Origin of the sequence: uncultured Kushneria sp., assembly GCF_947497025.1 — a bacterium.
GTDB lineage: Bacteria > Pseudomonadota > Gammaproteobacteria > Pseudomonadales > Halomonadaceae > Kushneria.
On record NZ_CANMFC010000005.1, the window covers coordinates 19,694 to 31,399 of the forward strand.

Here is an 11,706-nt window from a genome sequence, read left to right on the forward strand (position 1 = left end):
CAATGGATGATTAAGGGGTTTGCACACGATGGTCTGGAAGGTCTTTATCGGACCGGGACGACAAAGGGGGTACAGCAGGATCACGTTAAAAAATTGAGGCGCATACTGACAACACTGGATGAAGCCTCAAAGCCATCGGACATGGGGTTACCAGGGTATAACCTGCACCCACTTGAACCAAAGAAGGATGGCATCTGGTCAGTGAAGGTAAACGGTAACTGGCGAGTGACGTTCAGGTTTGAGGGCGATGACGTGGTGCTGGTCGATTACCGCGATTATCACTGAAAGGCACTCTCCGAGGGGCGGCGCGAGGCGCTCCTCGAAGAAGGCCGGATATAACGCAGAACATAGAACGCAAAACGACGAACACGAACAGGACACGGCAAATATGAGCATGTTTAACCCAGCGCATCCGGGGGAGATCCTGAAAGAGGATGTATTCGCCGCGCTTGGCATGAGCGTGACCGAAGCAGCCAGCAAGCTAAAAGTATCTCGCGTCACCCTGTCACGGGTGCTGCATGAGCACGCGAGCATTTCACCGGATATGGCCGTGCGCCTCGAGCGCGCCGGCATTAGCACCGCCCGCTTCTGGATGGCCCTGCAGAGCAAGTATGATCTTTGGCAGGCAGAGCATCGAGATCAGCCCGCTGTCGAGCGCCTGGTCGCTCCGGCGTGATCACCGGGCCGAACTCCTATTTTTTTTGATAGGGGGTTCGGAAAATCGAATGTCCCTCATTTGAGGGATAGAAAGGCAAAAGCCCCTACCGTCTCGCGGCGGCAGGGGCTTTTTTACGTTTGTACATTTTTACGCATGTACATTTGTCAGCGCAGAGGGCCGTCAGGCATCTGTGGAGGTTTTGCCCTGTCCCGTTCCCCGCAGGCGCGGGGATCAACCGCGGTTATCGGCAGCGGTGCCGTGGTACAGCATCCGTTCCCCGCGCCCGCGGGGCCAGGCCGTGGATACTCGTCAGCGGTCGATCGAACCAAAAAACGCCCGGCCAGAGCCGGGCGCGCCTTGTGAAGAGGTCATCACATCTTTTGGTCGGCGTGGATCTCCTCCGGGCCTGGATTGTCGGTTGCCGAACGGTTTAGCGTTTCGCAGTGGCTTTTGGCCTCTTGCTCGGAGGCGTAAATACCTTCCTGATCGAGGGTGTCTTCATCAAAGACGATAAAGCTTTGCTCGGTCTCGGCCGCCGAAGTGGCATCCAGTGCGTCCTGCGAGGCAGGTTTACAGGCATAGGTCATGTCAGTGCCCTCCATGGGGGAACCTTCTGACTCTAGTGCTGCGCGGTCCATGCTGCCGGTGCGCAATAGTCTTGTCTCCCGGTGCCGACAAATGAGCGAACATCGTTCGGCCGGGCATCAGGTCAAATGTCTGGCCCGATGGCGCCCCACCAGCGCATTCCACGCCGTGAATACCGCGCCCAGCGCCAGCATGGCGGCAATCGCCAGCAGGGCGTGTCGGCCCAGATGATGATTGAGGGGAATGGCCAGTGCGGCGCCGGCGACCAGCGCGCTCCAGCGCACCAGCCCATCCAGTCCGGCCCTGAAATTGCCTTCGGCAAAGGCGCGCCCGGTTCTGACCAGCATGCCGGTTAAAAAGGTCACCCCCGATTCGTTGCCGCTGACCTGGTTGAGCATGCCCATCGCGGCGGCAATCAGAAGCACCGTGATGAAGGGATAGTCATCCCCCTGGGCAAAGGGCATCGAGGCGCTCATTAAAAGGGCCGTGAGCAGCAAAATGACGGTGGGTCGCCAGCGTTTGGCGCGTATCCCGATCCATGCCCCCAGGGCCGTGGCAGTGAAAAAGGCCGCAATGACCGCGGCCAGCGGCGTAATGCCGGCCCAGTTCCCTTCCCCGATATGGCGCCCGATATGGGAGCTGTTGCCGGTCATGTAGACCGCCAGCAGGTCCCGGCTGTGCAGATAGATCAGCGCATCCGTGGCGCCGGCCACCATGAACAGCAGGGCAAATGCCGGGAAAGGAATTTTCTTGTCGAGCATGGGGGCCCCTGAAAACGATCATGACGGCCGTGAGTGTAGTGCTTTCGCAAGTGAGTGTGCCGGCATTGATTCGACCTTCGTCATGCACCAGCCATGTCGTCTGCACCAGGGTCATAATGAACAGGGTGTGGAGCACGGCGAGCAGTACACTGCTCTCATGGTCTGTCACGTTTGGTGGAGGGGGTCATGCCTTATCGCCTTGAGATGTCTGAAAGTAGCCGGAAGGGACTCGCGCGCATTGCTGCCGAGCAGATCGGTCGGGCGCGCCGCGATCTTGCCCGTCGCGATACGGTGGAGGGTATTCACAAGCTGCGCCAGCGCTGTAAGCGCGTTCGGGCCATTTTGCGACTGGCACGGCCGGCGCTGGGCGGGCACTACGCCCGGGAAAACGGGCGCTTTCGAGATATCGCCCGCGCCGTGGGCGGCCCGCGCGATGAACAGATCCTGATCGATACCTTTGATGCGCTGCTGGCGGCCCAGGGAAAAAGTGTTGATCGACGCCAGTTCACGCCGACGCGCCAGCAGCTGCTCAAGCGACACCGTCAGGCGCTGGAGACGAGCGCCATGCCGGACATGGCCTGGCTTGAGGCCGAGCTTGAAAGGGCCCGTCACGCGCTTGAAGACTGGACGCCTGCCATCGACCGCTTCAGGTCGCTGCGCGAGGGGATGGTCGAGACCAATCGCCGGGCACGTCAGGCGATGAAAAGGGCCGAGCATGCCAGCGATGAGGCGGCCTTTCACGAGTGGCGCAAACAGGTGAAATACCATCGCCACCACTGTGAACTGCTCTCCGGTGTCTGGAAGGTCCCGATGGAGGCGCGCGCCCGGGAGGCCCACCGGCTGGCGGACTTGCTGGGTGAAGAGCATGACCTGGCCATGCTGGCCCAGGTGCTCCGTGAGCCCGATGTGGCGGTGCAGGACCAGGACAAAACACGCCTTGTGCTGGAGATGATTGGCGAACGTCGGCTGAGGCTTCAGCGCGAGGCGCTGCTGCTGGGCGGGCGGCTGTTTGCTGAAAGGCCCGGGGCGCTGGGCAAGCGGATCAAACGCTACCGAAACGTGGCACGTCGGGAAGCCCGAAAGGCAGCGCCTGCGGTCTCCTGATCGACGCCACTGGCTAAAATGGCGATGATAAGCCCTCACTCATGAGTGCGGAGCCGACGACATGGCGGGGCAGCAACATCACTATCAGGTCAGGGTGCAGTGGCAGGGCAGTCGTGAGACAGGCACGACCGGCTATCGTGATTACGGGCGCGAGCATCAGCTAAGCGTTGCCGGCAAGGCCTCCATTGATGGCTCTGCTGATCCTGCCTTTCTGGGCAACAGGGATCGCTGGAATCCAGAGGAGCTGCTGGTCGGCTCGCTGTCAGCCTGTCACAAGCTCTGGTATCTGCATCTGTGCGCCGAGGCGGGCGTGGTCGTGCTGGCCTACGACGATCACGCCGAAGGCGAGATGGATGCCGCGCTGGGGCGCTTCACCCGAGTGACCCTGTGCCCGCACATCATCTTGAGCGCTGACAGCAGCGAGCAGCGTGCGCGCGAGTTGCACGAAAAAGCCCACGAGAAATGCTTCATTGCCGCCTCGGTCAATTTCAGGATCGAATGTCAGCCGGTATTTGTCCGTGAGGGCGCCTGTCATGGCTGAGCAGACCATCTGGTATCTCGAGATGCGCGACCCCGATGCCCATCGCGCCCGGGCACTGCCGGAGACGCTCAGCGTGGTCGAGTGCGAGATCCCGCAGTTTGCGCTGAACCGCTTTTTGTATGAGCTGGTCGGGGCGCAGTGGCAGTGGAGCGAAATGCTCGAGGGGGACCAGCACAAGTGGCGGGCGATGATCGAAAGTGACGCCCATCGCACCTTCGTGGCGTATTACCGCGGTGCGATTGCCGGCTACTTCGAGCTGTACCGTCCGGATGGCGTCAACGTCGAGATTCTCTATTTTGGACTGGTGGCGGCGTTTATCGGTCGGGGCCTTGGCGCCGGGCTTTTAAGTCATGCCATCGATCAGGCCTGGCACTGGTCGGGCACCGAGCGGGTGTGGCTGCATACCTGCTCGCTGGATCACCCGGCGGCGCTGGAAAACTATCAAAAGCGCGGTTTCGAAATCTATCACGAAGAGATCGCGCCCTATTAAGCGCCATTGGCGCCGCAGACTGCTCGCAGCGAGATAATGCCTAGGCGTTGCTGGTCACGACACCGGCATGACCCGGGATGACGGCCTCGAACGCCCGGCAGTTTTTCTCCCCAATCCCTGCGACAGGGCGGTTATCATGGGTGGTGCGGCCGATGCCTTCAACGCTTGCCGCACTCTGCCTTTCAATCACCGTTTCGGGATAAATGTCGATGTCGTTTGTGCGCGCCCCTGTCGTTCAACGCCTGCTGCCGGTCGCCCTGCTGCTGGTGGCCATGAGCTCGATCCAGAGCGGCGCATCCATTGCCCAGCAGCTCTTTCCCCTGGTGGGTGCCTCTGGTGCTACCTCCATTCGCTTGCTGTTGGCCGCCATTTTAATGCTGGTTATCTTTCGGCCGTGGCGCCAGCCGTTAACGCGCAGCGCCTGGAAGGCGATCACTGTTTACGGTGTGGCGATGGGGATGATGAACTTTCTGCTCTATCAGGCGCTGGTCACCGTGCCGCTGGGCATTGCGGTGGCGCTTGAGTTCACCGGGCCATTGGCGGTGGCGGTGTTTACCTCGCGAAGGCGGCGCGATCTGGCCTGGATTGCGCTGGCCATCGTAGGGCTTGCGATCCTTTTATGGCCGGACAAGAGCCTCGAGCAAGACATCGACCTCCGGGGCGCGCTCTGTGCGCTGGGGGCGGGGGTGTGCTGGGCGCTCTATATTCTTTTCGGGAGTCGGGCCGGTAGCGGTAATGGCACCCAGAGTGCGGCGCTGGGCATTACCATTGCTGCGATCGTCATGGCGCCAATCGGTCTGATCGAGGCCGGTCCTGCGATCTTTTCATCGGCGGTGCTGCCCGTGGGACTGGTGATCGCGGTGCTCTCCACGGCGCTGCCCTATACGCTTGAGATGTTCTCCCTGGCGCGCATGCCCACCCACATGTTCGGCACGCTGATGAGCCTGGAGCCGGCCATCGGCGCGCTGTCGGGGCTGATCTTTCTGGGCCAGCAGCTCACGGTGCTTCAGTGGCTGGCCATCGGGACCATCATCACGGCCTCGATGGGCACGACGCTGACCTCGCGTTCGGCGGCGCCCGTTCAGGACTGACAGAATCTCGCCATCACCAACAGGACACCGGGAGGCCCATGACGGCAGTGCTACCCGTTCGTATTCCGCTGATCCAGGCGCCCATGGCCGGCGTCTCCACCCCCGAGCTGGCGGCAGTCGTCAGCAATGCCGGGGCGCTCGGCTCGATCGCCATCGGGGCTGCCTCTGTCGATACCGCCCGAGCCATGATCGAGCGTACCCGATCGCTGACGGGCAAACCCTTTAATGTCAATGTCTTCTGCCATCGCACGCCGTGTATCGATACCGAGCGCGAGGCGCACTGGCGCGATCATCTGGCGCCGCTGTTTGCCCGTTTTGATGCCGACCCGCCCGAGCAGTTGGAGACAATCTACAAAAGCTTCAATGATGATGCGGCGATGCAGGCGCTGTTGTGCGAATTGCGCCCGGCGGCCGTGAGCTTTCATTTTGGTCTGCCACCAGAGTCGGTCATTCGGGCGCTCAAGTGCCAGGGCATTACGCTGCTCGCCACGGCGACCACGCTGGCCGAGGGCCGGGCCATCGAAGCAGCCGGCATCGATGTGATCGTGGCGCAGGGCAGCGAGGCTGGCGGTCATCGTGGCGTGTTCGAGCCCGAGCGCGGAGATGCCATGCTGGGCGTACTGCCACTGGTGCGAATGCTGGTGCAGCACACGGCTCTCCCCGTGATCGCGGCCGGCGGGATCATGGATGGCGCAGGTATCGATGCAATGCGGGCAGCCGGCGCCCACGGTGTGCAGCTGGGGACGGCCTTTATCGGCTGCCCGGAGTCCTCGGCCACCGAGACCCATCGCGCCTGGCTGGGCGGGGCACATTCCTTCGAGACGGTGGTGACCTCGGTCATCTCCGGACGTCCGGCGCGAGCGCTGGTCAACGGCCATACCCGCGAGATTACATCGCTCGATGTTCCCGACTATCCGCGGGCCTACCTGGCGGGCAAGGCATTGACTGCTGCTGCCTCAAAAGCGGGTGAGCAGGATTTTGCCGTGTGCTGGGCGGGGCAGGGAGCCGCGCTGTCACGTGCGCTGCCAGCGGATGAGTTTATGGCGCGGCTTGTTGATGAAAGCCAATGGCTTGCCAGTTTATTCAAAATCATTGAATAAACAATCACTCATGAAAGAATGTCGTTACGACGAAGATTGATGCCACGGTCGTCATCCATGGGGTTGACGATCCTGCTGCGTCGATCCCCCGCATTCGACAGCGCAAGGAGTGATCATGACAGGCCAGCCCACGCGGGTTCGAGACATACACCACGACGTGGTCGTGATCGGTGCCGGCACCGCCGGTATTGCCATTGCCCAGGGGCTTCGCCGGCGCGATGCACGCCTTGATATCGCCCTCATCGACCCGGCATCGGAGCACTATTATCAGCCGGGCTGGACGCTGGTCGGCGGCGGGGTGTTCGATGCCGACCAGACAAGGCGGGCGATGACGGCGGTTCTGCCAGAGGGGGTGGTGCATTACGCCTGCTCGGCTGCCGGCATCGACCCTGATCGGGGCGTTGTGCGGCTGGAGGATGGCCGCACCCTGAACTATCGCGCGCTGGTGGTGGTGCCGGGTCTTGAGCTTCACTGGGACGCCATCGACGGTCTTGCCGGGACGCTGGGAAAGTGCGGCGTCACCTCCAACTACCGCTTTGATCTGGCGCCCTATACCTGGTCGCTGGTCAAGGGGCTGCGTCAGGGTCGAGCGCTTTTCACTCAGCCGGCCATGCCCATTAAATGTGCCGGTGCCCCGCAAAAGGCGATGTACCTGGCCTGCGATCACTGGCGGCGCAGCGGCGTGCTGGACAACATCAACGTCTCCTTTCACAACGCCGGTGGCGCACTGTTTGGCGTACCGGCCTATATCCCGGCCCTGATGGAGCAGGTCGAGCGCTACAACATCGAACTTGAATTTCATCAGCAGCTGATGGCCGTGGATGGTCCCGGGCGGCAGGCGCACTTCGTGATCCACGACGCCGATGGCTGTCAGCGTGAGCACGTCGAATCCTTTGACATGCTCCATGTGGTGCCGCCACAGCGCGCGCCGGCGCTGATCCGTGACAGCCGACTGGCCAACGATGTCGGCTGGCTGGACCTGCACCCCCATACCCTGCAACACCAGCACCACCCCGCCGTGTTCGGGGTCGGCGACGTCAGCGCCACGCCCAATGCCAAGACCGCGGCGGCCGTGCGGGTTCAGGCGCCGATCGTGGCCGATAATGTTGTGGCGTATCTACAGGGAGAGGCGCTTTCAGCGCGCTATCAGGGCTACGGGGCCTGTCCGCTGACGGTCTCGCGGGGGCAGGTGGTACTGGCCGAGTTCGGCTATGGCGGCGAGCTCATGCCGACCCTGCCGAGCTGGCTCAACGATGGCCAACGGGCCACGGGGCTTGCCTGGCAGCTCAAGGCACATCTCATGCCGATCATCTACTGGGAAATGATGTTGAAAGGACGTGAATGGATGGTGTCATGACGCGCGCCATAACCTTTTGATCAGGTTGGGCGGGCGCGCATGCTTTAAGCTTGTGGCAATTGTTCCAATGAGGAAGTGCCGTGGCTGCTGGTAGCCTGTTGACCCTGCTTGATGATATTGCCGCCTTGATGGATGACGTGTCTGTCATGACCAAGGTGGCCGCCAAAAAAACCACGGGTGTGCTGGGAGATGATCTGGCGCTTAATGCCCAGCAAGTCACCGGCGTGCGAGCCGATCGTGAGTTGCCGATTGTCTGGGCCGTCTGCAAGGGCTCACTGCGCAACAAGCTGATGCTGGTGCCGGCGGCGCTTTTGATCAGCGCCTTTGCCTCCTGGCTGGTGACGCCGCTATTGATGCTGGGTGGCGCCTACCTGAGCTATGAAGGGGTGGAAAAGCTGGCACACGCCTGGCACAAGTGGCGACACCCGCAGGCTGCAAAAAAGGATACCAAAACCGCCGAGCGCTCCCCCGAGGAGCATAAGGCCTTTGAGCAAAAACGTATCAAGGGCGCGGTGCGTACCGATTTCATCCTGTCAGCGGAGATCATCGCCATCACGCTGGGGACCGTGGCCAATGAGGCCTTCATGCAGCAGGTGGTGGTGCTGTCGATTATCGCCCTGGCCATGACGCTGGGCGTTTACGGTCTGGTGGCGGCGATCGTCAAGCTGGATGATCTAGGGCTTTATCTCAGCCGTCGCAGCGCCTCGATCGCGCAGGGGCTGGGGCGCGGTATCCTGACCGCGGCACCGTGGCTGATGAAGTTTTTGTCGGTGGCGGGAACGGCTGCCATGTTCATGGTGGGTGGCGGTATCCTGACCCACGGCATACCGGTGCTGCATCACGCCATCGAGGCGTTGACGCTGGCCGAAGGTGATATCCCCGGCGTCGGTGTCATTTTGCAGCCGATCACGCCCACGCTGATTAACATGCTGGTAGGGCTGGTACTGGGCAGCGTGATTCTGGGCGCGGTGACGCTGATAAAAAAAGTGCGCGGCGCCCACTGACATCGTCTCTGCTGAAACCATATTCACTGCATCAGGCCCCGATGAATGCGGGGCTGTCACCGGAGCGGGAGACAACACATGACCATGCCCGATAGCGTTGTACCGGAACGTGAGGAACTTGATGGCAGTCAGGGGCCGGTAGTGGTGGAGTTTGGGACGCCCTGGTGTAGCTACTGCGAGGCAGCGCAGCCCTTGATCAGCGAGGTCATTGGTCAGGCCGCCGGGGTGTGGCATGTCCGCGTCGAAGACGGCAAGGGCAAGCGGCTGGGACGGTCATGGCAGGTCAGGCTCTGGCCGACGTTGATCTTTTTAAAGGATGGTCAGGAGCGGGCACGCTGCGTGCGCCCCGAGACGCGTCAGGCGCTGGAAGCCGCGCTTGAGCGCATCCTGTAAGACAGGAAAAGGGGGTAAGGCAGACAATATGTGGCGTACAGGTACAGGGTGACCCGGCAATGTCATCATTGACAGCCATGACGTCCTGCCATGGCGCTCATCCCTGAGTCTTGCCGGGTCGACGCGGTCTGCTTCCCTGCCACGTCCTGTCTCCCTCTGGCGGACACCTTCAGGTTACCCGGTCAGGTGCCGAGCGTGAGGAATATGATTCCCTTCATCAGCCAGGTCCTTCTGTCCGGGTGCCTTCCTGGCACCACCTCAAGCCACAGTCAATATATCGGCTTCGCCACACACCCAATAGATGCAGATGTACCAACGCTCTTGGTGCATTTGAATTACTGGTCTTGCGCTACCTGAAAAGGGGTCATGATGTCTTTTTCGGGTCCGTTGCAACATCCAGGCCCTGCTGGCGCGCGACGATAATGGCTTCGCTGCGGCTGTGGACATCCAGCTTTCGATATAGCGAGGCGATATAATTACGCACCGTGCTGTGGGCCAGCGATAGCTCGATGGCAATGCGCTTGTCGGACAGCCCCTGACACAACAGCACCAGCACGTCGCGCTCACGCGCACTGAGATTGATGACAGATGGCGCCGTGACCGGTGTGGCGCTATTGGTATGTCGTACGCTGGCAAGCTTTTCGACCAGCGTGCGGGTAAACCACGAGGCGTCCTGCATGACGGTGTCGATGGCGGCAAAGAGCTCTGCTTCAGTGCGTTTGCGCTGGGTAATGTCGACCAGCGTCAGCAGGACCCGGTCATGGTCATCGATGCTCACCATGGTCGCCGAAACCAGCCAGGTCAGGCACTCGCCGCCGGGAAAGGTCATGTTGCTTTCAAGGCCACTGATGGTATCGCCGGCATCCAGTGCCGACAGGATGCGGCGGCGAACGGCAGCCGGCAGGGGTGCATACTGCGTCAGCGGCCCGGTCGCCGGTACGCTGGCGTCATGCCCCAGTGCGCTGTTGAAGGCGTCATTGACCTCGAGCAGCGAGAGCGTGTGATGATCCGCTAGTGCGGTGGGCACCGGAGACATGTGAAACAGCGTTGAAAACTGCGCCTCGCTACGGCGCAGCGCGCTCTGGGCGCGTCGGGTCGGCTCGAGGTCGGTGAAGGTCAATAGCATGCAGGCCTCATGACCAACCTCAATGGGCTGACCGGCCACCACTACACACTTGCTCTCACCCGTCGCCCGCGGATGCAAAACGGCTTCCATCTGCGCGATCGTCAGCCCTTCATCAAGGCGGCGAAGTGCCTGTTCACGCTGATCGGCGCCGGCAAAGACGTCCAGCTCCTGAATGGTGCGTCCAAGCACCTCCTGCTCGCTCAGATCGGTCATGTCCAGAAAGCCCTGATTGACGCGAATGAAGCGCTGGTCACGCAGCCGACAGATCAGGGCCGGGGCCGGATTGATGTTGAATGATTTCTCGAAGCGCTCCTCGGCGCTCACCAGTTCAGTGATGTCCTCGATCAGCAGGGCCGCCAGCCGGGCACCATCGCCGTCGAAAAAAACGCACCCCCGGGTGCTGTGCACACGCGTGATCTCCTCGGGCCCCGGCAGCATGATTTCCACGCTGATCTCGTTGAAGGGGGTACCCGCTAGCAGCGCGGTCACCAGGGCCTCATTGTGTTCATCAGGCGATCGAAAACGCGGCCGAAAGCGCCGTCGGTAATCGGCGATGTCAGGGCCCAGCGCCTCAATGCGGGAAACGTCATGCATGGCAAGTGCGGCCTGATTGGCCCAGCGCAGTGTGCCATCGCTGTCCAGCAGAATGACGCCTTCGCGCATCTTCTCTATCAGCTGATAAAGCGGTGAGAAGGGGGTGTCAATGGCAATGGAGTTATCAGACATGGTCGGTCCTGCGTAGACGTGCCCGAAAGATACGGGCCGCCATGATGCTATGCGGCCGCGCGCATGAAAAGTGCCTGTTAAGGCCTGTGGGCACTATGCTGTGTCTGATCAAGCGTTTGACATATGCCAGTACCATGCCAGAGACCGGGAATTTATAAACCATGACCGATAGCGCAACAACACTCTGGCAGCACCGACTGTGCGATTTTCGTGACGCCGTGGCTCGAAAACCGATGCCTGGCTGTGGCGCCACGGCCGTGGTCAGCGCCGATCTGGGTCTGGCGCTTGTGCTGAAGGGGCTGTATCTGAGCCAGCAGCATGACGCCAGCGTCTCGCGTCAGGCGCTGATTGATGAAGGAGAGGCGCTCAAGCAGCGTCTGGCGCCGCTGGCCCAGGAGGATATGGATGCTTTCGAGGCGTTCATGGCCGCCGTTGGTCGCGATGAGGACGACGAGGGCCGTGCTGATGCCATTCATGCCGCTGCCGACATTGCCGTCGAGGTGCCCCTGAGAACGGCGCAGCTGTGCGATGCGGCGCTGGCACTGACCCACCAGGCCGGGGCGAACATCGAGCAGCAGTTCTCAAGCGATGCCGTCGCCGGTGCCCGGCTGATTCATGCCGCGCTGCATGGCGTGCTGCTCAACGTTGACGCCAATGCCGGTCAGCTTGGCAGTGACGCCGCTCGCGATCGAGCAAGACACGCCCGCGACGATCTGGCGCAGCGCGCCGATGCGCTGCTGGAGATTCTCACGAACGCCCCGGCCTGAGCT

At 61.7% G+C, this 11,706-nt stretch carries 14 protein-coding genes; 11 read left to right on the plus strand and 3 right to left on the minus strand.

Annotated features, from left to right (window positions below):
- The first annotated feature begins 6 nt into the window (after window positions 1–6).
- Window positions 7–285, plus strand: coding sequence for a type II toxin-antitoxin system RelE/ParE family toxin (locus Q0931_RS10435; protein WP_299259993.1), 279 nt, complete (start codon window positions 7–9; stop codon window positions 283–285).
- A gap of 103 nt (window positions 286–388) precedes the next feature.
- On the plus strand, window positions 389–676 hold the full coding sequence (locus Q0931_RS10440; RefSeq protein WP_299259995.1) for a HigA family addiction module antitoxin: 288 nt from the start codon (window positions 389–391) through the stop codon (window positions 674–676).
- A gap of 353 nt (window positions 677–1,029) precedes the next feature.
- Here the strand turns inward: Q0931_RS10440 and Q0931_RS10445 are convergent, their stop codons facing one another.
- Window positions 1,030–1,245, minus strand: coding sequence for a hypothetical protein (locus Q0931_RS10445; protein WP_299259997.1), 216 nt, complete (start codon window positions 1,243–1,245; stop codon window positions 1,030–1,032).
- Window positions 1,246–1,362: 117 nt separating this feature from the next.
- Complete coding sequence (locus Q0931_RS10450; RefSeq protein WP_299259998.1) at window positions 1,363–2,004, minus strand: YoaK family protein; 642 nt, start codon at window positions 2,002–2,004, stop codon at window positions 1,363–1,365.
- Window positions 2,005–2,190: 186 nt separating this feature from the next.
- Here Q0931_RS10450 and Q0931_RS10455 point away from each other — a divergent pair, with 186 nt between their 5' ends.
- From Q0931_RS10455 to Q0931_RS10490, 8 genes are all read left to right on the plus strand, one after another.
- Complete coding sequence (locus tag Q0931_RS10455; protein ID WP_299260000.1) at window positions 2,191–3,108, plus strand: CHAD domain-containing protein; 918 nt, start codon at window positions 2,191–2,193, stop codon at window positions 3,106–3,108.
- A 61-nt stretch (window positions 3,109–3,169) separates the two neighbouring features.
- Window positions 3,170–3,649: an OsmC family protein gene (locus Q0931_RS10460; protein WP_299260002.1), complete on the plus strand. Its 480-nt coding sequence runs from the start codon at window positions 3,170–3,172 to the stop codon at window positions 3,647–3,649.
- Window positions 3,642–4,139, plus strand: a complete 498-nt coding sequence (locus Q0931_RS10465) for a GNAT family N-acetyltransferase (RefSeq protein WP_299260004.1) — start codon at window positions 3,642–3,644, stop codon at window positions 4,137–4,139. Before Q0931_RS10460 ends, Q0931_RS10465 begins: the two co-directional genes overlap by 8 nt.
- A gap of 209 nt (window positions 4,140–4,348) precedes the next feature.
- Window positions 4,349–5,230 (plus strand): threonine/homoserine exporter RhtA, encoded by an 882-nt coding sequence (rhtA, locus tag Q0931_RS10470; protein WP_299260006.1) that lies wholly within the window; start codon window positions 4,349–4,351, stop codon window positions 5,228–5,230.
- Window positions 5,231–5,268: 38 nt separating this feature from the next.
- Window positions 5,269–6,330, plus strand: a complete 1,062-nt coding sequence (locus Q0931_RS10475) for a nitronate monooxygenase (RefSeq protein WP_299260008.1) — start codon at window positions 5,269–5,271, stop codon at window positions 6,328–6,330.
- Window positions 6,331–6,445: 115 nt separating this feature from the next.
- Window positions 6,446–7,687 (plus strand): FAD/NAD(P)-binding oxidoreductase, encoded by a 1,242-nt coding sequence (locus Q0931_RS10480; protein WP_299260010.1) that lies wholly within the window; start codon window positions 6,446–6,448, stop codon window positions 7,685–7,687.
- Between the two features lie 80 nt (window positions 7,688–7,767).
- Entirely contained in the window at window positions 7,768–8,691 is a 924-nt protein-coding gene (locus Q0931_RS10485; RefSeq protein ID WP_299260012.1) for a DUF808 domain-containing protein, read from the plus strand.
- 78 nt (window positions 8,692–8,769) lie between these two features.
- Window positions 8,770–9,084 carry a thioredoxin family protein gene (locus Q0931_RS10490; protein ID WP_299260014.1) on the plus strand — a complete coding sequence of 105 codons (315 nt, stop codon included), beginning with the start codon at window positions 8,770–8,772 and terminating at the stop codon, window positions 9,082–9,084.
- 364 nt (window positions 9,085–9,448) lie between these two features.
- Here Q0931_RS10490 and Q0931_RS10495 read toward each other — a convergent pair whose 3' ends face one another.
- Window positions 9,449–10,936 (minus strand): PAS domain S-box protein, encoded by a 1,488-nt coding sequence (locus Q0931_RS10495; protein ID WP_299260016.1) that lies wholly within the window; start codon window positions 10,934–10,936, stop codon window positions 9,449–9,451.
- A 161-nt stretch (window positions 10,937–11,097) separates the two neighbouring features.
- Between Q0931_RS10495 and Q0931_RS10500 the strand changes: the two genes are divergently transcribed.
- Window positions 11,098–11,703: a cyclodeaminase/cyclohydrolase family protein gene (locus tag Q0931_RS10500; protein ID WP_299260018.1), complete on the plus strand. Its 606-nt coding sequence runs from the start codon at window positions 11,098–11,100 to the stop codon at window positions 11,701–11,703.
- Window positions 11,704–11,706: the final 3 nt, after the last annotated feature.